The 25178-nt window shown below is 64.8% G+C and carries 23 protein-coding genes and 1 pseudogene; 14 read left to right on the top strand and 10 right to left on the bottom strand.

Going from position 1 to position 25178, the window contains the following annotated elements; all coding sequences use genetic code 11:
• Positions 1-79 precede the first annotated feature (79 nt).
• The 7 genes from mprF (at position 80) to C5L14_RS25570 (ending at position 9151) form a co-directional block, all read left to right on the top strand.
• Positions 80-2749, top strand: a complete 2670-nt coding sequence (mprF, locus tag C5L14_RS25600) for a bifunctional lysylphosphatidylglycerol flippase/synthetase MprF (protein WP_105864909.1) — start codon at positions 80-82, stop codon at positions 2747-2749.
• On the top strand, positions 2749-4098 hold the full coding sequence (locus C5L14_RS25595; RefSeq protein WP_105864908.1) for a virulence factor family protein: 1350 nt from the start codon (positions 2749-2751) through the stop codon (positions 4096-4098). The genes mprF and C5L14_RS25595 overlap by 1 nt, the downstream gene beginning before the upstream one ends.
• Before the next feature lie 153 nt (positions 4099-4251).
• Entirely contained in the window at positions 4252-5388 is a 1137-nt protein-coding gene (locus C5L14_RS25590) for a DUF262 domain-containing protein (RefSeq protein WP_245443591.1), read from the top strand.
• Positions 5385-6032, top strand: a complete 648-nt coding sequence (locus C5L14_RS25585) for an MAE_28990/MAE_18760 family HEPN-like nuclease (protein WP_105864906.1) — start codon at positions 5385-5387, stop codon at positions 6030-6032. The genes C5L14_RS25590 and C5L14_RS25585 overlap by 4 nt, the downstream gene beginning before the upstream one ends.
• A gap of 214 nt (positions 6033-6246) precedes the next feature.
• A complete protein-coding gene (locus tag C5L14_RS25580) occupies positions 6247-6531 on the top strand; it encodes a hypothetical protein (RefSeq protein ID WP_105864905.1) in 285 nt (94 codons plus the stop codon).
• Entirely contained in the window at positions 6528-7436 is a 909-nt protein-coding gene (locus C5L14_RS25575; RefSeq protein WP_105864904.1) for a TIR domain-containing protein, read from the top strand. Before C5L14_RS25580 ends, C5L14_RS25575 begins: the two co-directional genes overlap by 4 nt.
• A 179-nt stretch (positions 7437-7615) precedes the next feature.
• Positions 7616-9151 carry a bifunctional metallophosphatase/5'-nucleotidase gene (locus C5L14_RS25570; protein WP_105865043.1) on the top strand — a complete coding sequence of 512 codons (1536 nt, stop codon included), beginning with the start codon at positions 7616-7618 and terminating at the stop codon, positions 9149-9151.
• Between the two features lie 225 nt (positions 9152-9376).
• Here the strand turns inward: C5L14_RS25570 and C5L14_RS25565 are convergent, their stop codons facing one another.
• The 3 genes from C5L14_RS25565 to C5L14_RS25555 all read right to left on the bottom strand — a co-directional run bounded on the left by C5L14_RS25565 (position 9377) and on the right by C5L14_RS25555 (position 12843).
• Positions 9377-10339: a DMP19 family protein gene (locus C5L14_RS25565; protein ID WP_105864903.1), complete on the bottom strand. Its 963-nt coding sequence runs from the start codon at positions 10337-10339 to the stop codon at positions 9377-9379.
• A gap of 62 nt (positions 10340-10401) precedes the next feature.
• Entirely contained in the window at positions 10402-11769 is a 1368-nt protein-coding gene (locus C5L14_RS25560) for an AcvB/VirJ family lysyl-phosphatidylglycerol hydrolase (protein WP_105864902.1), read from the bottom strand.
• Positions 11770-11925: 156 nt separating this feature from the next.
• Positions 11926-12843, bottom strand: a complete 918-nt coding sequence (locus C5L14_RS25555; protein ID WP_105864901.1) for a DMT family transporter — start codon at positions 12841-12843, stop codon at positions 11926-11928.
• Between the two features lie 391 nt (positions 12844-13234).
• Here C5L14_RS25555 and C5L14_RS25550 point away from each other — a divergent pair, with 391 nt between their 5' ends.
• Entirely contained in the window at positions 13235-14101 is an 867-nt protein-coding gene (locus C5L14_RS25550) for a LysR substrate-binding domain-containing protein (protein WP_105864900.1), read from the top strand.
• An 86-nt stretch (positions 14102-14187) separates the two neighbouring features.
• Here the strand turns inward: C5L14_RS25550 and C5L14_RS25545 are convergent, their stop codons facing one another.
• Both C5L14_RS25545 and C5L14_RS25540 read right to left on the bottom strand, forming a co-directional pair.
• On the bottom strand, positions 14188-14790 hold the full coding sequence (locus C5L14_RS25545; RefSeq protein WP_105864899.1) for an SDR family NAD(P)-dependent oxidoreductase: 603 nt from the start codon (positions 14788-14790) through the stop codon (positions 14188-14190).
• A gap of 163 nt (positions 14791-14953) precedes the next feature.
• Positions 14954-16168 carry a ubiquinone biosynthesis hydroxylase gene (locus tag C5L14_RS25540; RefSeq protein ID WP_105864898.1) on the bottom strand — a complete coding sequence of 405 codons (1215 nt, stop codon included), beginning with the start codon at positions 16166-16168 and terminating at the stop codon, positions 14954-14956.
• Between the two features lie 67 nt (positions 16169-16235).
• Here C5L14_RS25540 and tesB point away from each other — a divergent pair, with 67 nt between their 5' ends.
• Entirely contained in the window at positions 16236-17108 is an 873-nt protein-coding gene (tesB, locus tag C5L14_RS25535; RefSeq protein ID WP_105864897.1) for an acyl-CoA thioesterase II, read from the top strand.
• A 34-nt stretch (positions 17109-17142) separates the two neighbouring features.
• Here tesB and C5L14_RS25530 read toward each other — a convergent pair whose 3' ends face one another.
• The 3 genes from C5L14_RS25530 to C5L14_RS25520 all read right to left on the bottom strand — a co-directional run bounded on the left by C5L14_RS25530 (position 17143) and on the right by C5L14_RS25520 (position 18163).
• Positions 17143-17475: a hypothetical protein gene (locus tag C5L14_RS25530; protein WP_348536080.1), complete on the bottom strand. Its 333-nt coding sequence runs from the start codon at positions 17473-17475 to the stop codon at positions 17143-17145.
• Positions 17476-17546: 71 nt separating this feature from the next.
• Complete coding sequence (locus tag C5L14_RS25525; protein ID WP_105864896.1) at positions 17547-17816, bottom strand: DUF167 family protein; 270 nt, start codon at positions 17814-17816, stop codon at positions 17547-17549.
• A 56-nt stretch (positions 17817-17872) separates the two neighbouring features.
• Positions 17873-18163 (bottom strand): YggT family protein, encoded by a 291-nt coding sequence (locus tag C5L14_RS25520; protein ID WP_068293246.1) that lies wholly within the window; start codon positions 18161-18163, stop codon positions 17873-17875.
• A 137-nt stretch (positions 18164-18300) separates the two neighbouring features.
• Between C5L14_RS25520 and nthA the strand changes: the two genes are divergently transcribed.
• Positions 18301-18939, top strand: coding sequence for a nitrile hydratase subunit alpha (gene nthA, locus C5L14_RS25515; RefSeq protein WP_105864895.1), 639 nt, complete (start codon positions 18301-18303; stop codon positions 18937-18939).
• A 148-nt stretch (positions 18940-19087) separates the two neighbouring features.
• The gene (locus tag C5L14_RS25510; protein WP_105864894.1) at positions 19088-19903 is read left to right on the top strand and encodes a phosphate/phosphite/phosphonate ABC transporter substrate-binding protein; all 816 of its coding nucleotides are present in this window, start codon (positions 19088-19090) and stop codon (positions 19901-19903) included.
• A gap of 110 nt (positions 19904-20013) precedes the next feature.
• Here C5L14_RS25510 and C5L14_RS25505 read toward each other — a convergent pair whose 3' ends face one another.
• Positions 20014-21105 (bottom strand): cell wall hydrolase, encoded by a 1092-nt coding sequence (locus tag C5L14_RS25505; protein ID WP_105864893.1) that lies wholly within the window; start codon positions 21103-21105, stop codon positions 20014-20016.
• A gap of 179 nt (positions 21106-21284) precedes the next feature.
• Entirely contained in the window at positions 21285-22268 is a 984-nt protein-coding gene (locus tag C5L14_RS25500; protein WP_181161327.1) for a LysR substrate-binding domain-containing protein, read from the bottom strand.
• Between the two features lie 353 nt (positions 22269-22621).
• Between C5L14_RS25500 and gabT the strand changes: the two genes are divergently transcribed.
• The 3 genes and pseudogenes from gabT to C5L14_RS25485 form a co-directional block, all read left to right on the top strand.
• On the top strand, positions 22622-23941 hold the full coding sequence (gabT, locus tag C5L14_RS25495; RefSeq protein WP_105864891.1) for a 4-aminobutyrate--2-oxoglutarate transaminase: 1320 nt from the start codon (positions 22622-22624) through the stop codon (positions 23939-23941).
• Positions 23942-23946: 5 nt separating this feature from the next.
• Positions 23947-24234, top strand: coding sequence for a hypothetical protein (locus C5L14_RS25490; protein WP_105865041.1), 288 nt, complete (start codon positions 23947-23949; stop codon positions 24232-24234).
• 312 nt (positions 24235-24546) lie between these two features.
• Positions 24547-25178, top strand: a pseudogene (locus C5L14_RS25485) (IS630 family transposase); the annotation flags it as partial.

The following is a 25178-nucleotide window of genomic DNA, read 5'->3' as shown; positions in this document are numbered from 1 at the left end:
GTTCTACTGCTGACAGGAGGCTCTGATCGTATAAAACGATTCAGCTTCTGGGATATTCGCATTGAAACGGGATCAAGGCATGGCTGAAGTGGTGGGCTCGCTCGACCGCGCGGTGGCGCGCGACGACGTCCCCAATGCCCCCGCGGCCCCGATCCCGGCGGCCGAGCGCCCGAAGAGCGGGCTGCTCCAGCGCATCGACTGGAGCAAGGCCGGCCTGCTGGTCGGGCTCGCCATCTTCACCATCGCCGCCGCCGCGCTCTACCAGATCTTTTCCGGCATCACCTGGTCGGAGGTGAACAATGCGGTCTCGCGCATCGCCTGGGGCCAGGTGGCTCTCGCCTTCCTCGCCACCGCCCTCTCCTATGGCGCCCTGATCGGCTACGACCTGCTGGCCCTGCGCCATGTCGGGGCGCGGCAGGTGCCGCTGCCGGTCATCGCCTTCACCTCCTTCATCAGCCACGCCTTCACCTACACGCTCGGCTTCGGCGTGCTCACCGGCGGCGCCGTGCGCTGGCGCATCTACCAGGCCCATGGCCTGAAGCCGGCCCTGATCCTGGCCGTGGGCGCCCTCACCACCCTGACCTTCTGGCTCGGCATCGCCACGGTCGCCGCGATCTGCCTGCTGTTCCAGCCCTCCGTGCTGGCCCCGCTGGACGGGCTCGCCCCCGGCCTCAACCTCGCCATCGGCCTCGCCGTGCTCGGCGGGGTCGCGCTCTGGGTGATCGTCTCGGCCGTTCGCCCGCGCACCATCAGCGTCGGCGAGCACGCCATGCCCCTGCCCGGCCCCGGGGCGACGCTCGGGGCCATCCTGGTCGGCCTGCTCGACACCGTGGCCGCCGCCGGGGCGCTCTGGCTGATCATGCCGGCCGGCCCGGATGCCGGCTTCATGAGCTTCCTGGCGGTGTTCGCCGTCGCCACGGTGCTCGGCGTCATCAGCCATGTGCCGGGCGGCGTCGGCGTGTTCGAGACCACCCTGATCCTGGCCCAGCCGCAGATCCCGGCGGCGGACATGCTGGTCTCGCTGATCCTGTTCCGCCTGGTCTACTACGTCGTTCCCTTCGCCATCGCCTGCCTGATGTTCGGCGGCTACGAGATCCGCCAGCGCCAGCATTCGGTGGGCCGGATCGCCCGGACCGTGCAGGCGATCGCCCGGCCGATCATCCCGCGCGCCGCCAGTATCGCGGTGTTCATCGGCGGCGTCATCCTCTTGTTCTCCAGCGCCACGCCGGAGGAACATTACCGCATCGCCATCCTGCGCGGCGTGATTCCCCTGCCCTTCGTGGAGGTCTCGCAGCTGGCCGGCAGCATTTCGGGCCTGGTCCTGCTGGTGATTTCCTACGGCCTGGTCCGGCGCATGGCCAATGCCCAGCGCATCGCCGTGCTGCTGCTGGTCGCCGGCGCCGTCTTCGCGCTGTTCAAGGGCCTCGACATCGAAGAGGCCATCATCTGCTCGATCGTCGCCGGCCTGCTCGTCCTCTACAAGGACGAGTTCTACCGCCAGGCGGACCTGTTCTCCGTCAGGCCCTCCTTCGAGTGGATCCTGGCCTGCATCGTCGCCATCGGCGCCACCGTCTGGCTCGGCTTCTTCGCCTATTCCAATGTCGACTACCAGCACAAACTGTGGTGGGATTTCGCCTATAATGCCGATGCCCCGCGCTTCCTGCGGGCGACACTGGCCATGGCCGTGGTCGCCATCGGCATCGCCGCCTATATCCTGATGCATCCCAGCCGCGCCGCCTTCGATCCGGCGACGCCGGAGGAACTGGAAACGCTGGTGCCGCTGATCGAGGCTTCCACCCGCTCGGACGCGCATCTGGCCCTGCTCGGCGACAAGCGCTTCCTGCTCTCGGCCAGCGGCAAGGGCTTCACCATGTATGGCGTGCAGGGGCGCAGCTGGATCGCCATGGGCGACCCCGTCGCGCCCGAGGACGAGGTCGACGCCATGGTCTGGCGCTTCAAGGAGCTGGTGGACCGCAATGGCGGCACGCCGGTGTTCTACCAGGTCACCACCGGCCACCTGCCCGCCTATCTCGACGCCGGCTTCTCGCTCGCCAAGCTCGGCGAGGAGGCCTGGGTCGACCTCAACAAGTTCACGCTGGAAGGCAGCGAAGGCCGGCGCCTGCGCCAGGCCCGCTCCAAGGCCGAGCGCTCCGGCGCCTCCTTCGAGATCGTGCCCGCGGCCGGGGTCGACGCCATCCTCGACGAACTCCAGGCGGTCTCGGACGCCTGGCTCGACCAGAAGGGCAACAAGGAAAAGGGCTTTTCGCTCGGCTTCTGGTCGCGCGACTATATCAGGCGCTATGACCAGGCCGTGATCCGCCAGGACGGCCGCATCGTCGCCTTCGCCAATATCTGGCGGGGCGCCGACAAACAGGAATACACGGTCGACCTGATGCGCTACCTGCCCGAGGGACCGGCCGGCATGATGGACCTGCTCTTCATCGGCCTGCTCGCCCAGGCCAAGAGCGAGGGCTTCGCCTGGTTCAATCTCGGCATGGCGCCGCTCTCCGGCCTGCCGCGCCACCACTTGGCCTCGCTGTGGAGCCGCGTCGGCTCCTTCGTCTACAAGCGCGGCGACCGCTTCTACAATTTCGAGGGCCTCAGGGCCTACAAGGACAAGTTCAAGCCGGATTGGCGGCCGAAATATCTTGCCTTCCCGGGTGGCCTGGCCCTACCGCAGATTCTCATGGATGTTACCGGCTTGATCGCTTCGAGCCCGAGACGCGCTTTGCCCGAGGAGGCCAGTTGATGCGCCGCATCGCCCTGTTCTGTTTCGCCCTGCTGGCCTCGACGGCATCGGCCCTGGCGGCCCCGCGCGAGATCAAGGTGCAGGAGGAGATCCTCGGCACCGTCACCGTGCTCGCCCCCGAGGAGGAGCCCACCAAATTCGTCGCTTTGCTCTCCGACAAGGACGGGCTGACGCCGGCCTACCGGGTCGTGGCCGACAGACTGGTGGACCAGGGCGCCGCCGTGATGCTGATCGACAGCCAGGCCTTCATCGACGGCCTCGCCAAGGGCGACGAGGAGGATTGCCACTACGCCTTCGGCGACATCGAGGATTCGGCCCGCGAGGCGCAGCGCCAACTGGGCATGCAGACCTGGCGCTGGCCGGTGGTGATGGGGCTGGGCACGCTGGGCGGCACCTTCGCCTATATCAATCTCGCCCAGGCGCCCGAGAACACCGCCGCCGGCGCCGTCTCCACCGGCTTTTCCGACGAGATGGCCTCCAAGCTCCGCATGTGCGAGGGCGCGCCCGTCTCCAAGGCCGCCGACGGCAAATGGCAGTACAAGCCGCTCGCCAAGGTGCCCGGGCGCTGGACCTTTGTCGGCGCCGCCGCCCCCGACGCCACCACCCAGGCCTTCGTCGCCGGCACCAAGGATGCCCAGTCCGTCGTCGCCGACGGCGGGCCGGATGCCCTCATCGATGCCGCGGTGAAGGCCGCGGTCGAGATGGGCGCGCCGCCCAACCAGGAACTCGGCGACCTGCCCCTGGTGGAACTGCCGACCTCGGGCCCGCCCACCGGCCTCGCCATCTTCATCTCCGGCGACGGCGGCTGGCGCGACATCGACAAGACCATCGGCGAGATCCTGCAGAAGGAAGGCGTCGCCGTGGTGGGCGTCGATTCGCTGCGCTATTTCTGGAGCACCAAGGAGCCTGACGTCATCGCCGGCGACCTCACCCGCATCATCGGCTACTACACCAAGCTGTGGGGCGCCAAGCGCGTCGCCGTGATCGGCTATTCCCTGGGCGCCGACGTGATCCCCTTCGTCTGGCAGAAGCTGCCGCCGCCCATGCAGAAGAAGATCAACCTCCTCGCCATGCTGGGCCTGGAGCCGACCGCCGATTTCGAGATCTCCGTCTCCGGCTGGCTCGGCGTCGCCTCCTCCTCGGACGTCGACCTCAAGCCCTATCTGCCCGGATTGCCCTTCGAGAAGACCATGTGCTTCTACGGCAAGGAGGAAGTGGTGGAGAACGGCACCGCCTGCGTCTTCCCCGAAATGAGCAAGGCCACGCTGGTGGAGAGGCCGGGCGGGCACCATTTCGATGGGAACTACGAGCCAGTGGCGCGGGCGATTTTGGAGAGGTTAAAGAAGTAGGGGTGAGCCCCCAAGACGGATCTATCGACAAGAGGCTAACGGCAGGACGCCGGTAGCCTCAGAACCATATTGTATGTTGGAGTGGGTCAACCGCGCCCTTGTCCGCTACCTAGTACTTGTTAGTGTGTGATCGGGCGCTGCCATATGAATTTCATGGCGCATTATCTTTGGGGCTATCCAATGCTTCTGAACGAAATAGAACAGGCGCAACGTCTCGTAAAGACAGACGCCTATCAAATGTCCATCGGCGAAATCGTCACAATGTACGAGGACAAAGAGTTAACGATAGACCCGGAGTTTCAGCGTCTTTTTCGATGGAAGATCGGACAGAAATCTAAGTTGATCGAGTCCTTATTGCTGGGCATTCCGATTCCTTCCATTTTTGTTTTCGAAAAAGATGATGGTACATGGGAGCTGATTGACGGCCTTCAGCGAATTTCTACTATTTTGGAATTTATGGGGCGTTTGCGGGAGGGGGACGGCCTGCGGGTCCCTTCTGTCCTTGAAGCCACTAAATATCTGCCTTCACTTCACAACGGTGTCTGGGAGGCGTCAGACCGAATCAACGATGTGCCGAAGGCTGAGCAGTCTGCCATCGACAGAAGTCTGCAACTTGCAATTCGTCGTAGTAGGATTGCCGTAGAAATATTGAAGCGCCCCAGCGATGATCAAACAAAATATGACCTATTCCAGCGCTTGAACGCAGGTGGAAGCCAAGCAAATGCGCAAGAACTGCGCAACTGCATCGTGTTGATGATCAATGGTGTCTATTTCCGCGAAGTTAAGGCTGCCGCTGAACAGGGAATATTTCAGACCATTATATCCGTCGGTGAAGACCAGCAGGAAAAGCAGCGACACATGGAACTTGCCATGCGCTTCCTTGCCCATGCGTTAATACCCTATGATGGCCGCTTGGATGTCGAAGAATACATTGACGAAAGTTCCGTTTCGCTCGCCCGAGCGGGAGACGCGGAGGGCGCCGTAAATCTTATCAATCAGACCTTCAGCCTGCTACATAGGGCAGCAGGTGATGACGCATTGAAACGCTTCGAAAATGGCCATCATGTGGGCAGAGTCGGTCTAGTCGGCCTCGAAGGGATTGCAGTCGGAGTAGCGAAAAACCTTCCCGCAATACTTGCACTTGGAGAAGGAGCCGGAGTTTTCGTCAAAGGCAAGATCGAGACCTTTTGGCTGCAACCAGCTGTGGCCACGTTCACGTCACCGGGTTTGCGGGGCACGGTTCGCATCCAGCGGACCGTGCCGTTTGGGGAAGCGTGGTTCAAACCGTGAGCAAGCCTTATTCGGAGGACGATTTCTCAGCCCAGATTACCGAAGATCGCAATTGGCGTATGAAGGAAATTTCAGACCTCAAGTCAGCTATACGTCAGGGGGATGGGAGAGCCAAACGTGTGCTGCTTAGAGCGCTTGTCACAATCTGCTATGCTCATTGGGAAGGATATGTTCGGTTCGCAGCAAAAAAATACCTTGAACACATTGCACTGCGGAAGTTTCAATATAGCCAACTAGGTCCGCAATTTTTCAAAAATTTTTTCCTTCCCCGGCTTGCACTTGCCACCACTTCAAAATTGAGCATAACAGAACGATGCTCATTAGTCGAAGAGATACTGAACTCGTCAGATCGCCGATTTAGTCGAGTAAACGACGATCTAATCAACACCAAATCAAATCTTAATTTTGATGTTTTTTCAGATATTTGTATTGTTTGCAGTGTACCGATCGAGCCATTTTTGGATTGGAAAACCTTCATCGACGTGGTGCTGCTAAAACGTCGCAACGCAATAGCGCATGGGGAAGAGACGCTCATTGCTGTCGATGATCTCGATGAAGTAGCGAACGAGACGATATCTCTGATACGGACCTTTGGCGATGCGCTGGAAAACCACGTTGTTTTGCAAACATACAAGGCTAGATAATGCCGCGCAAAATTACGATAAATGGAGATTAACTGAGATTCGCAGGCAAACTAGGCTGATGAGCCAGGAGCCGTCGTGTCGCAGGAGGATCGCAACAGGGCCCGCCGGCCTCAAGATGTGCAGAAGGATCGCTTTCGTTTACGCCCCCCTCGAAAAGACCGCCGAACGCATCTAGGCTCATCGTCTGGGGGACCACACATTCGAGGGGGAACGCATGATCAAGGTATCGGGTCTCGACAAGCTCACACAGCAGATGAATGAACTCGCCAAATTCAGCGAAGAGGTGGACGGCGAGCTAGCGACCGTATCCTTCGACCCCACCGACCCAGCCAGTATCGAGGCGGCGGTCAGCGAGATAGAAGCCGCGATTGAGCAGAAAGCCATCCCCTACGAGGGCAACGATATGGTATTCGCGCTGCTGGAGCAAATGAAGGAGAATTTGCGCGACCAGATCTTGGAGAAGGCAGCAGCCGCCCGATTGGAAGGCGACGGAGAATGACGTTGAAGTCCGCTTTCGCTGACCTAAACAATGCCATCCTCGACCTGCAGCAGGCCGACTATAATACCTATGAAAGACCCCTGAGGAAGCTAGCCAGCGCTCTGAAGACGGAAGAGTTCCGCCCGACTAGCGACGCGTTGAGTGCAAAAGTCGACTTCGATCGGTTCCTTGCCGACAGCGATCAGGGCGGTAGCATGATGGGCAGTGCGAGCCTCAAATGGCCGGACGACAAGGAGCAGGAGCTCGGTCTCACCATTGCCCTCATCGAGCGCGGAGCCGCTGACCCCGACTGGTTCATGAACTTCAGCCACCATTGGTTCTACAATGGTAATAAACTCATCTCTGGCATCCAGAAGATGACGAAGTCGGTCATCGTTCCATTCGGTCGCGACTTCAAAGCGTTCGTGGAGCGGTCGGCGCCTGCCATGACCGATGTCCCATCCACCTCCGTCGACCTGAGCAAGGTTTTTGTGGTTCATGGTCGCGACAACGGTACCAAGGAGACCGTGGCGCGCTTTCTTGAGCAGCAAGGGCTAGTGCCGGTTATCCTGCACGAGCAGCCCAGCCGAGGGATGACTATTCCCGAAAAACTAATCGCCAACAGCAATGTCGGCTTCGCCGTGGTCCTCCTGACGCCGGACGATCTCGGCAGAGCCAGGACCGACGCCGAAGAGAAGCCTCGCGCGAGGCAGAACGTGATGCTCGAATTGGGCTACTTCGTCGGGCGCCTGGGCCGGGACAAGGTCTGCGCGCTACTCAAGGATTCGATCGAGCTACCATCGGACTACGTTGGCGTCGTCTACGTCCCTTGGGACGATGCAGGCGCCTGGAAGATGGAGCTAGCCAAGGAAATGCATGCCGCCGGCTACGACGTCAACTTCAACAAGGTCATCAAGGGCCGCTGACCAGCGAATGAGCCCTAGATGAGGGCCGTCGCGCGCTGCCGATCGCAGTCAAAGTTCAGCTTGCTATGACCCGTATCCCCAATCATCTTCCAGCGCGAGGACTTTTCCACTCCCCGACTTGCCCCGGTCACATCCCTGTGGAACCCTCCCCCCTTCCACCGCCTTTCGGGATGCCCGCCATGCCTCGCCTCAATCGCCGCCAGACGCTGGGCCTCGGCCTGGCCGCCGGCTTTTCCGTCACCATGCTGTCGGGCGCGGCCGAGACCGCCGAGGCAGCGCCTGCCGGCACCACCTTCTCGCTGCTGCTCGTCAACGACATCTACAAGGCCGGCGACACCAAGGGCCGCGGAGGCTTTGCCAAGCTCGCGGCCGTGGTGAAGGCCGAGCGCGCCCGCGGCGTGCCCATGCTGTTCTGCCATGCGGGGGATTGCTTCTCGCCCTCGCTGATGTCGGGCTTCGACCAGGGCGAGCACATCGTCGCCCTTACCAACATGATCCGGCCCGACATCTTCGTGCCCGGCAATCACGAGTTCGACTTCGGCACCGAGGTCTATTTCAAGCGCATGGGGGAAGCGAACTTTCCCTTCTACGCCGCCAATATGCGCCGGGCCGATGGCAGCCCTATCCCCGGCATGAAGGACAATTCGATCCACGAGCTCGGCGGCATCAAGGTCGGCGTCACCAGCCTGGCCCTGGCGGCGACGCCCCAGATGTCGCAGAGCGGCGACCTCACCTTCGCGCCCGAGCTGGAGACGCTGAAGCGCGAGGTGGAGATCCTGCGCAGAGAGGGCGCCGAATTCATCGTCTGCGTCGCCCATACCGATCGCGACATGGACAATGAGATCGTGCGCTCCCGGCTGGTCGACGTGCTGCTGACGGGCCACGACCATGATCTCGCCATCAGCTATGACGGCCGCACGGTGATGGTTGAGTCCAACGAGGAGGGCAATTTCGTCACCGCCATCGATTTCGTGGTGACGGCGAGCGGCGAAAGCAAAAGCCGCAAGATCGCCTGGCTGCCGAGCTTTCGCATGCATGACAGCCTCTCGGTCGAGGCGGACCCCGAGGTGCAGGCCGCGGTCGACAGGCTGGAGGCCGAGCTCTCGCGCGAGCTCGACGTCGAGATCGCCACCACCGCCGTCGAGCTCGACAGCCGCACCGCCAACGTGCGCTCGCAGGAGACCGCCATGGGCGATCTCATCGCCGATGCCATCCGCGCCCGCACCGGCGCCGATTGCGCCATCATCAATGGCGGCGGCATCCGCGCCAACAAGGTCTATCCGGCCGGCGCCAAGCTGACCCGCCGCGACATCCTTTCCGAACTCCCCTTCGGCAACACCACCGTGCTGGTCGAGCTCAAGGGCGCCGACATCAAGGCCGCGCTCGAAAACGGTGTCTCGCAGCTGCAGAACTATGCCGGGCGCTTCCCGCAGGTCTCGGGCCTCGCCATCACGGTGGATGCCAGGGCGCCGGTGGGCGCGCGCGTCACCTCCGTCAGCGTCAATGGCGAGCCGCTCGATCCGGTCAGGCGCTACAAGCTCGCCTCCAACAACTTCATGCTGGCCGGCGGCGACGGCTATGACGCCATCGGCCGCGGCCGCGTGCTGATCGGGGCGACCGACGGCAAGCTGCTCGCCAATGAGGTGATGGTCTATCTGCGCGAGAAGGGCACGGTGACCACCGGCGTCGGCGGGCGGATCAGGGTGGAGGGCTGAGGTGAACGGTTCTTTACCCTCCCCTGGAGGGGGAGGGTCGACGCGTAGCGTCGGGGTGGGGTGCCTTCCTTGCAAGAAGATATCGTCTCATCCTCAAAGCCGGCGCTTCTTCACCCCACCCCGGCCTTGCAGGCCGACCCTCCCCCTCCAGGGGAGGGTAAAGAACCCGCACTCCGGCCGGCAGCCAAACGGGGGCGCGGCCGGCATCCGATGGTATTGAGAGCCTCACAGCTCGTCGGGGGCTTCGATCTCCGCAATCTTGCTCTTGGTTTCATTGTCGAACATGGCAGCCTTCCCATTGGCCTCGGCCATGAGATGCACGCCCTTGTTCGTGATGAAGAACCAGACGATCCGTGAGGGGCCGGCCTGCTTGCCCTCGAGCTCCTCGGAACCGAGACGCCGCAGGCTCGTGCCGTCATAGGACAAGGTGGGATCCCCGGCCGTGATGCGTTCGAGCGTCTGTCCGCTCGCCTTGCACAGGGCCCGGATCAGCTTCGTGTAGCGCGGCTCGGCCGCCATGGCCGCCTGGAGACGCTCGGCCCGATCGGGGATGGCGGCTGCGCGGCGGTCGACTTCGGCGCGCAAATCCTCGAGGGGGAGCACGCGCAGGTTCGGCTGACGCCGCAGCCAGGCGGCGTTGAGCTTGATCAGGTCTTCGGAGTCCTTCAGCGCAAAGAAGCGATCGTTGATGGCATTCAGGCGGTCCCTCGCGGCGTTGTCGCCGAAATACTCCCGACGCAGATACGCACTCAGCCCGGCCTCGCCGAGCGCCTTCACGCCGGCACTGCCCTCGTCGAACAGAGCGAGATGGCGCCGCGCGCCCATCCCCTCCAGGCCCTGCCTGACGATGGCGACGATGTATTCGTTCCAGCCCGAATTGAAGACGAACTGCGCGAATCCGCCATTATTGACCTGCGCGAGGTAATAATCGACATAGTAGCTGGTCAGGGCCGAGCGGCTTATCTCGTTCGCCTTCAGGTGCTGCCGGAACAACTCGTTGACCACGGAAATGTTCGACAGGATGATGTCGTAGGTCTCGCTACTCTCGAAATTTTCCTTGGAAACCATGATGACATCGCTGGATGCCAGGATTCGGCTTTCCGGGTTTGCAGCCCCCTGATTGCCTGCCACCGACATCAGGCCCAAGGCCAGGGCCACGCGACGAAACAGCGATACCAAGCTTGCCATTATCCCCCTACCCGCTCGATGTCAGTCCCCACCCCGCCATCAATCGAAAATGCCGCGGGCCGTCAATGGCCGGCAAGGCCCGCATGCGAACCAATGCCGGAATCCGCCCTCGGCATTTGGCCTTTGCCCGATCCCGCCTGGGTTCGGCCCGGCACCGGATCGGTGGAGAGCAGCGGCGCGACGATGATGTCGGCCAGCCTGTCGGCATCGCCGCTGAAGCCGTGGCCGCCGGCCTCGCGCAGGATGGCGAAATCCGGGCGCGCCTTGGCCAGGGCCGGGCAGGCCAAGGCGGCCATGCGGTCCTCCTGGCCGTAGATGCACTGCACATTGGGCGCGTCGATGCGCGCCGCCTCGGGCAGGAGCGCGATCTCGTTGGGATAGTCGTCGTCGCTGAGTTCCACCCGCATGTCTGTCGCCGGCGTGATCGACAGCAGGGAGACCACCGCGACGATGCGCTTGATGCGCAGCGGCAGGCGGTTATAGACCAGCGGCAGCGCGTCGCCGCCGAAGGAATAGCCGACCAGCGCCACCCGATCGACCGGCCAGGCGGCGCGGTAATGCTTGATGATGCGCTTGAGATCGGTGGCGACCTCGCCCGGATCGCGCTTGGCCCAGAAATAGCGCCGGGAATCGATGGTGACCACGCCGACCCCGCGCCGGGTCAGGGCCGTGGCGAGGTCGACATTGAGCTGGCCCATGCCGCCATCGCCCGTCAGCACCACGGCGAGCCGATGGGCGGGCTCGCTGGGTTCGGAGACATAGAGCGGCAGGTCGGAGAGCTCGTCCGGGCCATGCGGGCCGGCATCCTTGCCCAGGGCCTGCGCGGCCTCCTCGGCGGCGCCCTCGTCGCCATCCTCGATCTCCCGCAGCGCGTCGAGGCTGGCGGTGGTCGCGGCCGAGACGTCGGCGCTGGCGAGGGCCGCCTTGTCGACGAGGCAGGCCGAGACCGTATCGGGCTTCATCGTGGTGGTATGGACGGCGATCACGCCGGCGATGCGATGGCTGTCGGCCTGCAAGGCGAGGGACCGCGCGGCATCGCGGCCGAGGCCGGCGCCGGCCAGCACGGGCGTGACATAGGGCGCGATCGCCTGCTCGCGCTCGATGCGCAGCGTGGTGTCCTCGATATGGCCGGCGAGTTCGGGGCAGGTCATGCGGTGGCGGCCGCCGGCGGTGCGCCGTGCCGTCGGCCAGTCCAGGCCGATCACCAGGTCGCCGCGCTGGCGGAATTCGCTGGCGAGGGTTTCCTCGTCACGGCCGAAGCCGTCCGCGTCGGACAGCAGCACGATGACATTGGCCGGCTTGTCGGCGGGCTTGTAGAGTTTGACATCGTCGAAGATCGCGTCCGGCACCTCCTGCGAGGGCGCGGCCTGCGCCGCCGCCGGCAGTTGCGAGAGGATCATCAGGGCGGACAAAGCAAGGAACAAACGCATGGATCACCCAACGGCATGCGACGGCCCACCGCTTCGCATGCCCAAGGACATGGCCTCGGTTCCGGATCGGACAGCACTCCAGAACCGACGAGATGTCCTGAGGTAAGCTATGCCCCACCCGTCCTGCTGTCGAGTCCGCGATGGGGCATCGGCCCATCACTTCATGTTGATGCGCGTCATCATCACGGCGGCCAGGATCAGAATGCCGCCGACGAGCTGGTCGAGGCTCAGGGCCTCGCCGAAGACGAAATAGGCGATGACGGCCGACAGCACCGGATGCGAGAGCAGGATGATCGCCACCACGCCGGCGGGCAGCCGGCCGATGCCGACCGCGCTCAGCCCCTGGCCGAGCACCTGGCAGATCAGCCCGAGGCCGATCACCACCGCCCAGCCCTGCGGCGACTGCGGCAGGAAGGTGCCGCCCTCGACCAGCACGATGGCGATGAGCCCGAAGGCGGCGACCACGGTGGAAACCAGCGAGGCGTCGGCGGCAAGGCGCGTATTGCGCGCCACCCTGAGCGCCACGAGGTAGAAGGCGTAGGCCAGCGCCGCGCCGAGGGCCAGGAGATCGCCCTTGCCCATGGTGAGGCCGGTGCGGTGGGCGCCGCTGGTGATGGCGACGCCGACCAGGGCGATGGCGAGAGCCGCCAGCACCGCCGGGCGGATGCGGTCGCGCAGCAGCACGAAGCCGGCGACCACCGAGGCCACGGGCGCCAGATTGGAAATGAAGCTGGCATTGGCCACCGAGGTCAGCGGCAGGGCGGCATGGTAGAAGGCGAGATCCCCGGCAAAGGCGACGCCGGCGAGGCTGGCCGCCAGCAGGCCCGGCCGGGTCAGCAGCGACGCCATGCTGTGACGCCCGGCCCGCCGCCTCTCGGCCTCGGCCCAGACGAACAGCACCGGCAGCGAGAACACCAGCCGCCAGAAGGCGGCGGCGGCCGGGGCGACATCGGCGAAGCGGATCAGGATGGGCGACCAGGCGATCGCCAGCACGGAGGCGATCATGGCGCCCAGGCCGACGGAATCGAGCGCGGGCAGGCTGGCCGGGCGCGGGGCGGAAGCGATGTCGCTCATGGCAGGCTCTATAGCGTTTTGCGATTTGACGGAGTCACCCAGAATCGCAAAGACGCGTTAAAACAAAGAGTTAGAGCAAATAAGCGTTCAGTCATGAACGCGCTTTGCTCTAGGGCTGGTACTCGTACTTGGACTCGTACTTGGCCTCGTCGACGGACAAACGGATCGAACTGGCTCGACCTTTGTCATTGCCGGGCTTGACCCTGCAATCCACGCCCCTTTCAGGCCGGGAAGACGGAGCCGCTGGATGCCCGGGTCAGGCCCGGGCATGACAAAGGTGGTGCTTCAATTGTCTCCGGATCGTGACTTGCGGGCAGAATACGCCGCGCTTCACATAAGCCAAAACGAATGTATCTTATGGCAGGATTTCATTTTCTTATGGATCGCTCCGATGCGCCATTTCGATACCGACAGCCTGGAAACGCTGGTCACCATCGTCGATCGCGGCGGCTTCACCGCCGCCGGCGAGGCGCTCGGCAAGACGCAGGCGGCCGTCAGCGTCATCGTCTCGCGCATGGAGGCACGCATCGGCAAGCGCCTGCTGGAACGCTCGCGCAAGGGCGTCACCCCCACCTTCGCCGGTGAGATCCTGATCGGCTATGCCCGCCGCATCCTCAGCCTGGAGGACGAGGCGCTCGCCGCCATCGGCGGGGACGAGGCGGCCGGGCGGGTGCGCCTCGCGGTACCCGACGACTTCGTCGACATGATGGTGTCGCCGCTGATCGGCGCCTTCTCCCGGCGATTTCCGCGCGTGCAGTTGGAAATGCGCTGCGACCTCTCCTTCCGCCTCGAGCCCATGCTGGAACGCGGCGAGGTCGATCTTGCCATCATCACGCAGGATCCGGCCCGGCCGCTCGGCGAGGTGCTGCGCCGCGAGCCGAGGGCCTGGTGCGCGGCGCGCGACCACCGGCCGGAACTGATCGACCCGCTGCCGCTCGCCATGTTCCCGGAGGGCTGCCGCTGCCGGCCGGACGCGCTCGCCGCCCTCGACGCCATGGGCCGGCCCTGGCGCATCGCCTACACCTCCAGCCACATGCCCGGCATCCATTCGGCCGTGAATGCCGGCATGGCGATCACCATTCTCGGCATTTCCTCCATTCCCAAGGAATGGCGCCGTCTGGGCGAGGAGGAGGGCTTTCCGGAGCTGCCGCTTCTCGACATCGCCCTGGTCGTGCCCGCCAATGCCAGCGTCGCCACCAAGCGCTTCGCCACCTTCCTGCGCGAGACCGTGCTGCAGCAGGAGGCCCTGGCGGCCTGAGGAGCGTCAGAACAAAGAGGCTTGTTTGATCGGGCCGCGTTACCGTCCGGACAGAATGTCCGGCCTCCGGCGTTTTCTTGGAACCGTCAGCCGCCCAGCAGCGCTCCCTTGATCCCCTCCGCCCGCGCCGAGAGCAGGAAGGCGGCGCTGTCGGCCAGCGCCTCGCTTGCGCGGCCGAGCAGGTTGATGCGCACGCCATGGTCGGCGGCACTGCGCGCGGCCGCGGCCGCCAGCCCGGCCCGGCAGGCCGCCTGCGGCCAGGCGTCATCGCCGCCACCGACGACGAACAGCACGCTGCCCCCCGGCGCCAGCACCGGCAGCGCCGCCTGGAGGGCCTCGATACCATGGCCGAGATTGAGCGCCAGCTCCGCCTGCCTGGCTTCCCGTTCCTGCCCCTGCCCCGCCGCCATGGTGGCGTTGCAGACCAGGCCGTCGAGGCGCCCGAAGATCTCGATCACGGCGCCGACGAAGGCGGCCGCCTCGCCCGGTACGGCAAGGTCGCAGGCATAGGCCAGGCAGCGCCCGCCATGGCCTTCGATCACGGCATGGGCCTCGGCCAGCTCCTGCGCCGAGCGCGCCGCGATCGCCACCGCCGCGCCCTCCGCCGCCAGGCGCTCGGCAATCGCCCGCCCGACGCCCCGCGAAGCACCCGTCAGGGCGATGACCTTGCCGGCAAGTTCCAGATCCATGCGGCCCCCATTCAAATTCGAACCGCGACACTGTCAGATTGGTGAAAAGGGGGCAACTGAGAGGGCGCAGGCTTTTCGGGTTCACGGGCATCTCGCCCGTTCTTGTGCTCCGACAAACGCAACGTTTCCAAGAACGGGCGAGATGCCCGTGCACCCGAAGAAATCACCGCATCAGGCGCGGCACCGTGCCGGTCAGGCCGGTGGCCTCCCGGATGAACAGCCGCTTGGCGGCCGGAAAGCGCTCCACCAAGCCGAGGCCGACATCGCGCACCAGGCGGATGGCATCGTGGTCGTTGGAGAAGAGGCGGTTCAAGCCGTCGGTGGCGATGCCCATCGAGACGGTGTCGAAACGCCGCCAGCGCTGGTAGCGTTCCAGCACGTCCGGGCTGCCGATATCCAGCCCGAGGGCCGCCGCATCCACCACGCATTCGGCCAGTGCCGCCGCGTCGCGGATGCCCATATTGAGGCCCTGGCCGGCGATGGGATGGATGATATGGGCGGCGTCGCCCACCAGAGCCAGCCGGTCGGCGATGAAATTGCGGGCGATGCGCATCGACAGCGGGAAAGCCGCGCGTGGCCCGATCACCTTGAGCTCGCCGAGCTTGAGACCGAAGCGGCGCTCCAGTTCGGCGTGGAAGCCGGCATCGTCGAGGCTGAGGATGCGGTTCGCCTCCCCGGTTCTCTCCGTCCAGACCAGGGAGGAGCGCCGGCCGGTCAGCGGCAGGATGGCGAAGGGGCCGGCGGGCAGGAAATGTTCCTCCGCCCGCCCTTCATGGTCGAGTTCGTGTTCGACGGTGGTGACGATGCCGGACTGGCCATAGTCCCAGCCATGCATGGCGATGCCGGCCTGCTCGCGCAGCCGCGAGCGCCCGCCATCGGCCGCCGCCAGCAATTGCGTGGCGATGTCGTCGCCCGACGGCAGTTCGGCGGTGATGCCGTCCTCGGTCAGCTTGTAGCGGCTGACGGAAGCCCCCTGCCCGCGCAGCTCGACGCCGAGGGTCTCGGCCCGCGCCACCAGCGCATCGAGCAGCAGCCGGTTCTCCACCATATGGCCGAAAGGCTCGCCCGGCTCGACATCGCCGGCGAAGGACAGGAAGCTCGGCCGGATCGGATCGTCGAGCTTGGAATCGGTGATCACCATGTCCAGGATCGGCTGGGCCTGGTCGGCCACTGCCTGCCAGACGCCGAGCTTCTCCAGGAAACGCCGTGCGCCGGTGGCGATGGAGGACGAGCGCGGATCGCGCGAGGGGCCCTTGCCGAGCACGGGATCGACGATGACGACCGAAAAGCCCGCACCGAGCTCGGTCTTCAGAGCCAAAGCGAGACCAAGGCCGGCGAACCCGCCTCCGGCGATGACAAGATCGGCTTTGCCGGCCATTTCCGCACCTCGTGCTTGACTTTCGACGGCAGGATCGGCTGCTCTGCCTTCCATCAAGGAAAGCCTCATGTCCGATCCCTTTGCGAATCTGATCTCGATACTCGATCTCGAACAGCTCGAACACAATCTTTACCGCGGCACGAGCCCGCAGGGCGGCTGGCAGCGCGTTTTCGGCGGCCTGGTGATCAGCCAGGCCCTCGTGGCGGCAACCCGGACCGTCGAGCCCGACCGCCATGTGCATTCCTTGCACGGCTATTTCCTGCGCCCCGGCGATCCCAGCGTGCCGATCATCTACCAGGTCGACCGGCTGCGCGACGGCAAGAGCTTCACCACCCGCCGCGCCATCGCCATCCAGCATGGCCAACCGATCTTCTCGCTTTCCTGTTCCTACCATCGCCCGGAAGAAGGCTGGCACCATCAGGCGACCATGCCCGACGTGCCCACCCCCGATCAATTGCCGAGCATCGCCGAGCTCAAGGACCAGTTCCTCGGCCATCTGCCCAAGGTGGTCCGCGACTATTGGGAGCGCGAGCGGCCGATTGAGCTCAGGCCGGTCGACATGAAGCGCTACATCGCGCGCACGCCCCAGGAGCCGCGGCAATATATCTGGATCCGCGCCGCCCGTTCGCTGCCCGACGACCGCGCCCTGCACGAGGCGGTGCTGGCCTACACCACCGACATGACCCTGCTCGACACCACTCTCGTCGCCCATGGCAAGAGCGTATTCGATCCCGACGTGCAGCCGGCGTCGATCGACCACGCCATGTGGTTCCATGCCCCGTTCAAGATGGACGAATGGCTGCTCTACGCGCAGGAGAGCCCGTTCACCGGCGGGGCCCGCGGCTTTGCCCGCGGCGAGATCTGGCAGGAAGGCCGCCTGATCGCCTCGGTGGCCCAGGAAGGCCTGATCCGCAAGCGCTGGGACAAGCCGCCCGGCTGAGTCAGCTTGGCCCGGGGGGCTCGGACGGTCGGCGCTATTTCGCCGTGAAGAAGGTCAGGAGCACCTTCCCCTTCTCGCCGATCAGGCAGACGAAGCGGTCCGGCCGGCCCGCCTCCTTCCCTCTCTTGATATAGGCCTCGCCCAGGACGACGGCCTTGACCGGCACATCGCCGACCTTGGTATCCGCCGCCGAGACGGCGATGCTCTCCTGGTCGATGACGAGATCGGCGATATCGGGCGACTTCTGCTGAAGGGCAAGCAGGCCGCTTGCCTTGCAGGCCGTCACCTCCGGGGCCTCAGCCGCCTGGGCGTCGAGCGCCAGCAGCAGCCCGCCCGCGGCAAGAAGTGAGCGCAAAATCATCGCCATATGGTCAGTTCCCCACCTTGCTCCAGCAAAATTGCCCTGGTTAACGCAAGGTGAGGTCATTTGTTCCGCGGCTACCTGCCGATCGCGGCGAGAATGGATCTTTCCAGCACGGCGCCGTCGCCTTCCACCTGCACCATCTTGGTCCGGCTCGTCGCCCCTTGCGTGATCGACACGCGGCTGGCGGCCACGCCCAGCGCCTTGGCGACCAGCTTGACCAAGGCCTGGTTGGCCTCTCCGTCGGCAGGCACGGCACGCACCTTCACCGTCAGCACGGCCCGGCCGTCCGACAGGGTTTCCACGCTGCCGAGCACGTCCTTGCCGCCGCGCGGGGTCAGGCGCATGGCAACGAGCAGGCCGTCCGGCGTGACTCGCCAGGGGATGGCAGGGTCACGAGCGCTCAAGGCACGTAGGGATAGATGTAATAGGCGATGATCCGCTCGATGAAGATCGCGATCAGGATCGCCACGAAGGGCGAGAAATCGATGCTCCCGAAATCGGGCAGGCGCCGCCGGATCGGCGCGAACACCGGTTCGGTCAGGCGATAGAGGGCGTCGCCGATCGCCGCCACGGTCGGGTTGCGGCGGCTCACCACGTTGAACGCCACCAGGTATGAAAACACCACGGAAGCCAGCACGATATAGATATAGAGCTGCAGCAGGATGAGGATGATGTCGAGGATTGCGCGCATCGGGTCTCCAAGCCTTCCGGGCCATTCACACCTGTTCCTGATCTAGCGACCGGGAGGTTGCACCGCAAGTGCGGCGGATGAGAAGAGGCGGACGCCGCGCCATTGCCTCTCACCGCGATCTCTGCGACACATTTATCATGAGCACGCATGATCACGATCACGACCATGACGACGACCATCATCATGGCGCGCCGCCCTCCCCGATGGCCGAGCGGGTGAAGAAGCTCGAAACCCTCCTGGTCGAGAAGGGCTATGTCGACCCGGCAGCCCTCGACGTCTTCATCGATACCTATGAGAACAAGGTCGGCCCGCGCAACGGCGCCCATGTCGTCGCCCATGCCTGGCGGGACGAGGAATTCAAGGCCTGGCTGCTGGAAGACGCCACCGCGGCCATCGCCTCGCTCGGCTATTCGGGCCGCCAGGGCGAACATATGAAGGTGGTCGAGAACAAGCCGGGGCTCCATAATCTCATCGTTTGCACCCTGTGCTCCTGCTATCCCTGGTCGGTGCTCGGCCTGCCGCCGGTCTGGTACAAATCCGCCCCCTATCGCTCGCGCGCGGTGATCGATCCGCGCGGAGTGCTGGCCGAGTTCGGCCTCACCCTGCCCGATGACACCGAGATCCGGGTCTGGGACTCGACGGCGGAGTTGCGCTACCTCGTGCTGCCCCAGAGGCCCGACGGCACCAAGGGTTGGAGCGAAATGGCGCTGGCGCAGCTCGTCACCCGCGATTCCATGATCGGCACCGGCCTTGCCATCCAGCCGGGCGGGCTGTGACTAACGTCAACAAGCACCTTGTCATCCCCGGCCGAGCTACCCGCAAGCATAGCGAGAGAGAGCGAAGCCTGTGACGATACCCTCGGCCTGCGGCCTCGCCGGGGATGACAAGTTCCGTCTCATTTGCGTTCGAAAGATCTTAAAACCCATGACCCGCTTCATTGCCAATGCCCGCATGTATTCGGTCACGCCGGAGGTCGAGGAGCACTGGAAGGCCCTGCTCGGCCATGTCATGGCGAGCGCCAGCGTGGCCTTCGACTATGAGCCCTACCCTGCCCCGCAGCCCCTGGAAGTGCTGTGGGAGCGCGACGATCTCGGCTGCGTCTTCATGTGCGGCTATCCCATCGCCTTCCAGCTCTCGGAAGTGATCCCGATCGCCGCGCCCATCCCGGCCGCCGCATGGGCCGGCGGCAAGCCGCTCTATCGTTCCGACCTGATCGTGAAAGCGGACAGCCCCTTCCGGCGCCTCGAGGATACGTTCGGGCACCGCATCGGCTGGACCGTCGAGCACTCCCACTCCGGTTTCAATGCGCTGCGCCATCATTTGCTGCCCCATCGCTCACCCGACCGTCCGGCGCTCTACCGCGAGGTCGTCGGCAATCTCGTCACCGCACGGGGGATTCTCGACAAGGTGCTGGCCGGCGAGATCGATGTCGGGCCGCTCGACGGCTATTGGCACGAGCTCATCCGCGCCTATCGCCCGGACCTGACCGAGGGCATCCGCGTGATCGGCTCGACCGGCCTGGCGCCGATCCCCTCCTTCGTGGCGGCGCCCGGCCTGCCGGCGGAGACGATCGTGCGGCTCAAGGCCGCCTTTGCTGCCGCCCATCACCAATCCTGGTTCCCGCCTCTCGGGCAGGCCTTGCGGCTCACCGGCTTCGCATCGGTGGAGGAGGCCGATTTCGACAGGACGCTGGCCTGGGACCGCGAGGCGCGGGAACAGGGCTACGCCACCATCGCCTGATATCGGGACCCGCCTCCCTCATCCCAAAGAAAAAGGGCGGAGAGACCCCCTCATCCGCCCTTCGAGATCCCTCCCGGATCCGGAAGGGCGTTATCCTTGATGGGAGCCGCTCAGTACAGCGGTTCGGGCTCCAGGCTCGAACGCCGCTTGGCCTTGGGGGCGGGGGCCGGCTCGGGCATGCCGCCCATATCCGCCTGCACGGCTTCGGGCTGGATACGGACCGTGGGAACGGTGCGCGACTGGGCCACCATGGGCCGCCGCGGCTTGGCCGCAGGCGCCGATGCCTCGACACCGGACGGTCCCTGCTGGAAGTTGAACTGCGGCTGGCCATTGCCACGGGCCGGCGGCAGGGCAATGTGGGCTTCATCCGTCTGGGCCGAGCCGACATGCGCCTTGCCGACGGAGCCGCGCGGGCGGATCGGAGGCAGCGCCTCCGGCGTCATGCCCGCATCCACATCATTCTGGGCGACCTGCACGTCGGGCACGGCATGGCGCTTGGCCGGGCCGAGGCGAGGACGGGCCGGCGGCAGGATGTCGATGACGGGATCGGCCTGCGGTCCGGCGGCATCCTGGTAAGCAACGGCAGTCGGCAGGGATTTGGCCGTGGGACGCGAATATTTACGCGGCTGCGGCGCGGGCATCGGTTCGGCAGCGGCCACCGTCGTCGGCAGCGGAGGCATCTCGGCCTGGGCCACCATCACCGGCGGAGCGTAAGGCGCATCGCCACCGCGCCGGCGCTTCTCGTAGAAAGCGTTGCCGCCGGCAACGGCCACGTAATGCATGTTGTTGTAGGGATAGGTGTAGCCGGCCGTGTGGAAGAAATGCACATTCTTCGACATGCCGGGATAGCGCTTGCCGCTGAGCACCAGATCGGCGATGCGGAAGGCACGTTCGCGGCCGGAATCGTTCATCTTCTTCGTCAGCACGCCCGGAGCGAACTGCACGCGCTGGCCAACCGTGCCGCAGATCGAGCGCGGATATTTGCCGGACTCGACGCGGTTCATCACCACCGTGCCGACGGCGAGCATGCCGTCATCGCTGGACCGGTTGGATTCGAAATACATGGCACGCGCCAGACACTCACGCTCATTCGTGGTGCTGGCCACACGCGAGGACGAAAAGAGGGCGCAGCCGCCAAGAGCCGAGGTTGCCGCCGCAATCGCGAGGAAACGCAGGGCAGATGTGAGGGTTCGTGTCTTCATGCGCTCGTTGTGTCGTGAGAAAGTTAACGACCGGTAATCATTTTTGTGGCGGAATTGCAACGAGCCTGCAAAACTTCTCCATATGAAGGGCTTTTTAACGGGATGGTTACCCGAATCTTGCCAGCCGTGCCCGATTTGCAACACTTTGCGGCGTCGGAAGTGCCCTTTGGTTAACGAACTCAAGCACTGGATGGCCGCTCGCCGATCTCCTGGCGCAGCCATTTGAGCAGGGTCGATATCGTGCGATGGCGCCAGCGCGCCTCCGGGGCGATCAACCAGTAACTGCCCAGCGAGACATCGGTGTCGAGCAGCTCGACCAGCCGCCCCGCCGCAATGTCCGCGTCGGCCTGCAGGCTGGTCGAGAGCGCTACGCCCTGGCCCGCCAGGGCCGCATCATGGGTGGACGAGGCCGACCACAGCCACGGTCCCTTCAGCGTCGCGGCCCGATAGCCGGCGAGGCGGAAGAAGCGATGCCATTGGCTGGCATTGTCTTCGTGGACGAGTTTCTGGCCGGCGAGATCGGCAAGGCTGGCAATCGGCGCCTGTGTCGCCAGCCAGGCCGGGCTGGCGACGGGAAAGATGCGCACGCGCTGGAGCAGGGCCGCCATCACGGGCGACGTCGGCGCTTTCTCGGCGAAGATGATGGCGGCGTCCGCGTCATGCCGCGCGAAATCGGGCTGGTCGGACGTCGCCCGCACCACGATGATCGTGTCCCGCAGAGCCGCCTGCAAGGCATCGAGCCGCGGCGTGAGCCAGCGGGCCGCCAGGCCCGGCGCGCACCATAGCCGCAACTGGCCGCGCAGGTGCTGGGCCGGCCGCAGTTCCATGGTGATTTCGGCAATCTGCCCGAAAGCCGCAGTCGTCACTTCGAAGAGGCGGGCGCCGGCCTTGGTCAGCCTGACGCCGCGCGCTCCGGAGGTGACGAGATGGAGGTCGAACCAGGCTTCCAGGTGGCGCACATGCCGGGACACCACGGTGTGGCTGACGCCGAGCGCCTCGCCGGCCTTGCGCATGGAAGAAAAACGTCCGACCGCCTCGAAGGCCCGGAGCATGGACAAGGGCGGCAGTCGGCCGCCCAAGGCCGGTTCGGCGCCATCGGCGGCGTCCATGTCCTCGCTGCCGGATGCACCATCGTCCGAAGGACTGTTGCCTGGACCCGCCACCGCCATGTCCTTCCCATGCCCAAATTCCCAGGCCCGCATTCTCAGGCGCAGGCCCGACACGATGTCGGGGCCCTGCCCGCCGCAATCCGTCGGCGGACTGGTGCCTCAAGGCTTCAGTGGTTACAAATCCGCACCACCGCGGCAGACATAAAACACCTGCCGCCTGCCGGCAAGACGTGGCAGGATTCTCCCCAAGCGCCTGATCAGCCGCAATCCAAGAGTGTCGTCACGAATGGCTCCGAACCGATCGGAAAACAGCCCGTCGATGGTCCCGCACCGAGATTGACGAGGCTGTCGTACAGCGCCATAGCATGCGCCCACAGCGCATTGATCAAGCAATCGGAGTTCGATCCATGAATGCACCGGCCACCAAGGCGCATGGCGCCAACCGCACCCAGACGGAGGACCTTCTGGAAAGGCGCGCCAGCGTCTTCACGCGCGGCATGAGCGCAGGCCAGCCGGTCTTCGCCGCCAAGGCCAAGAACTCCGAGATCTGGGACGTGGAAGGCCGTCGCTTCATCGATTTCGGCGGCGGCATCGCCGTGCTCAACACCGGCCACCGCCATCCCACCGTGATGAAGCGGGTGCAGGAGCAGCTCGATCGCTATACCCATACCTGCCTGATGGTCACGCCCTATGAGCCGGCCGTGCAGGTGGCCGAGAAGCTCATCGAGATCGCGCCGATCTCCGGCCCCAAGAAGGTGATGCTGGTCACCACCGGCGCCGAGGCCGTCGAGAACGCCATCAAGATCGCAAGAGCCCATACCGGCCGTTCCGACGTCGTGGTGTTCAACGGCGCCTTCCATGGCCGCACCCTCCTGGCCATGGCAATGACCGGCAAGGTCGTGCCCTACAAGACCAAGTTCGGCCCCTTCCCGGGCGGCGTCTGGCGCGTGCCCTATCCGATCGAGCACAAGGGCATTTCGGTCGACGACACCTTCGAATCGCTGAAGTGGCTGTTCAAGACGGATGTCGACCCCAAGAACGTCGCCGCCATCGTGATCGAGCCGGTGCAGGGTGAAGGCGGCTTCTACATCGCCTCGCCGGAATTCCTCAAGCGCCTGCGCGCGCTGTGCGACGAGCATGGCATCCTCCTGATCGCCGACGAGATCCAGACCGGCTTCGGCCGGACCGGCAAGTGGTTCGCCATGGAGCATTCCGGCGTCGAGCCCGATTTGATCACCACTGCCAAGAGCCTGGCCGGCGGCTTCCCGCTCGCCGGCATCGTCGGCAAGGCCGATATCATGGATGCACCGGAGCCCGGCGGCCTCGGCGGCACCTATGCCGGCAACCCCGTGGCCTGCGCCGCCGCGCTCGGCGTGTTCGAGGCCTTCGAGGCCGAGGACCTGCTGGACAAGTCGATGAAGCAGGGCGAAACCATCCTCAAGCGCCTCAAGGCCATCAAGCGCAAGAAGACGGGGCGCCCCATCGGCGATATCCGCGGCCTCGGCGGGATGACGGCTTTCGAGCTGGTCACCAGCCATGGCGGCAACGAGCCCGATCCGGCGGCGGCCAAGGCCCTGGCGGCCGAGTGCCTCGAGCGTGGCCTGATGATTCTCACCTGCGGCGTCTATGGCGAGACGGTGCGCCTGCTCGCTCCGCTCACCATCCAGCCCAAGGTGCTCAAGGAAGGCCTCGACATCCTCGAAGCCGCTCTGCTCGGCAGCAAGTGAGCCGCGTGACGGGCCTTTTCAGACCCGTCGCCCTCGCCATCCTGCTGGCGCTCCTCAGCGCCGGCGGGTCTACTCTTGCCGAGGTCCGCTTCGGCAAGAACGTTTATATCGGCGGCCATGATTTCTCCAACCGCCACTACGGATCCGTGCATATCGAGACGACGACACGGCGCCCGCCATGGTATGGCTGCCGCTGGTATCGGCCCGGCTCGCGCTATCAGGGCCGTGTGATCCGCACGCGCACGCAGATCTGCAATCTCAGGCAAATTCCGTATTCGCAGAGGCGGCGCTAACGTGGTGGGCCGGTCTTCAGACCGGCTCTTGCGAGAGGCCACGCCTGCTCAGCAGCTCTCGCGATAGATACCCTCCCTGCCATTTCTTGGCGGCGGCTCATCCATCAGAATATCCATGCACTCATCGGCTTCGCCAGCGGGTGAAAACTGCAACTTTCGCTGCAATCGCAGGAACGTCCCAAGATATTTCCAATCCTTCGAGGGCGTATCGTACTTCATCGCTAGAGCAGGGTGATTTTTGGTTGAATCGTTGGATTCCCAAATCGATTGAGAAGTGATTCAAGATAGCTGCGGCGGAGGAGGCCGCAGCGAATGGCAGTTCCTTATTCGATGGACCTTCGTGAGCGGGTTGTTCGAGCGGTCAAGGAAGAAGGGTTTTCGCGCAACCAGGCGGCGCTGCGTTTTGGCATAGCGGTTTCGACGGCGGTGCTTTGGCTGCAGCGGGACAAGGCAAACGGCAGTGTGGCGCCGGGGAAGATGGGGGGCCATAAGCCGCGCGCGATCAGCGGTGAGCATCATGACTGGCTGGTTGGGCGCTGCCGAGACGGAAGTGCCTTCACGATCGCCAAGTTGATCAAGGAATTGGCCGAGCGCGGGCTCAAGGTCGACCATCACAGTGTGTGGAATTTCCTGCACGAGCAGAAGCTGAGTTTTAAAAAAGGACGCTGGTCGCCAGCGAGCGCAGCCGGCCCGACGTCGCCCGGCGCCGGCAGCAATGGATCAAATACCGTCCCCTGATCACCCCCGAGCGGCTTGTGTTCATCGACGAAACTTGGACCAAGACCAACATGGCCCCGCTCCGCGGCTGGAGCAAATGCGGCGAGCGGCTCGAGGCCGTCGTTCCCCATGGCCATTGGAAGACCCAGACCTTCATTGCCGCTCTGCGCCATGATCGGGTGGAAGCACCCTGGGTCCTGGATGGCCCGACCAACGGCGAGAGTTTC

This window comes from Labrys okinawensis (genome assembly GCF_002982075.1).
Lineage (GTDB): Bacteria > Pseudomonadota > Alphaproteobacteria > Rhizobiales > Labraceae > Labrys > Labrys okinawensis_A.
The sequence above is the reverse complement of the archived record's forward strand: the minus strand, read 5'-3'. Positions and strand labels throughout refer to the sequence as shown.

Excerpts from the sequence above, each read along its gene's own strand:
- mprF (WP_105864909.1), top strand. The coding sequence starts at position 80 with ATGGCTGAAGTGGTGGGCTCGCTCGACCGCGCGGTGGCGCGCGACGAC.
- C5L14_RS25595 (WP_105864908.1), top strand. The coding sequence starts at position 2,749 with ATGCGCCGCATCGCCCTGTTCTGTTTCGCCCTGCTGGCCTCGACGGCA.
- C5L14_RS25590 (WP_245443591.1), top strand. The coding sequence starts at position 4,252 with ATGGCGCATTATCTTTGGGGCTATCCAATGCTTCTGAACGAAATAGAA.
- C5L14_RS25580 (WP_105864905.1), top strand. The coding sequence starts at position 6,247 with ATGATCAAGGTATCGGGTCTCGACAAGCTCACACAGCAGATGAATGAA.
- C5L14_RS25575 (WP_105864904.1), top strand. The coding sequence starts at position 6,528 with ATGACGTTGAAGTCCGCTTTCGCTGACCTAAACAATGCCATCCTCGAC.
- C5L14_RS25570 (WP_105865043.1), top strand. The coding sequence starts at position 7,616 with ATGCCTCGCCTCAATCGCCGCCAGACGCTGGGCCTCGGCCTGGCCGCC.
- C5L14_RS25565 (WP_105864903.1), bottom strand. The coding sequence starts at position 10,339 with ATGGCAAGCTTGGTATCGCTGTTTCGTCGCGTGGCCCTGGCCTTGGGC.
- C5L14_RS25560 (WP_105864902.1), bottom strand. The coding sequence starts at position 11,769 with ATGCGTTTGTTCCTTGCTTTGTCCGCCCTGATGATCCTCTCGCAACTG.
- C5L14_RS25555 (WP_105864901.1), bottom strand. The coding sequence starts at position 12,843 with ATGAGCGACATCGCTTCCGCCCCGCGCCCGGCCAGCCTGCCCGCGCTC.
- C5L14_RS25550 (WP_105864900.1), top strand. The coding sequence starts at position 13,235 with ATGCGCCATTTCGATACCGACAGCCTGGAAACGCTGGTCACCATCGTC.
- C5L14_RS25545 (WP_105864899.1), bottom strand. The coding sequence starts at position 14,790 with ATGGATCTGGAACTTGCCGGCAAGGTCATCGCCCTGACGGGTGCTTCG.
- C5L14_RS25540 (WP_105864898.1), bottom strand. The coding sequence starts at position 16,168 with ATGGCCGGCAAAGCCGATCTTGTCATCGCCGGAGGCGGGTTCGCCGGC.
- tesB (WP_105864897.1), top strand. The coding sequence starts at position 16,236 with ATGTCCGATCCCTTTGCGAATCTGATCTCGATACTCGATCTCGAACAG.
- C5L14_RS25530 (WP_348536080.1), bottom strand. The coding sequence starts at position 17,475 with ATGGCGATGATTTTGCGCTCACTTCTTGCCGCGGGCGGGCTGCTGCTG.
- C5L14_RS25525 (WP_105864896.1), bottom strand. The coding sequence starts at position 17,816 with ATGCGCCTGACCCCGCGCGGCGGCAAGGACGTGCTCGGCAGCGTGGAA.
- C5L14_RS25520 (WP_068293246.1), bottom strand. The coding sequence starts at position 18,163 with ATGCGCGCAATCCTCGACATCATCCTCATCCTGCTGCAGCTCTATATC.
- nthA (WP_105864895.1), top strand. The coding sequence starts at position 18,301 with ATGAGCACGCATGATCACGATCACGACCATGACGACGACCATCATCAT.
- C5L14_RS25510 (WP_105864894.1), top strand. The coding sequence starts at position 19,088 with ATGACCCGCTTCATTGCCAATGCCCGCATGTATTCGGTCACGCCGGAG.
- C5L14_RS25505 (WP_105864893.1), bottom strand. The coding sequence starts at position 21,105 with ATGAAGACACGAACCCTCACATCTGCCCTGCGTTTCCTCGCGATTGCG.
- gabT (WP_105864891.1), top strand. The coding sequence starts at position 22,622 with ATGAATGCACCGGCCACCAAGGCGCATGGCGCCAACCGCACCCAGACG.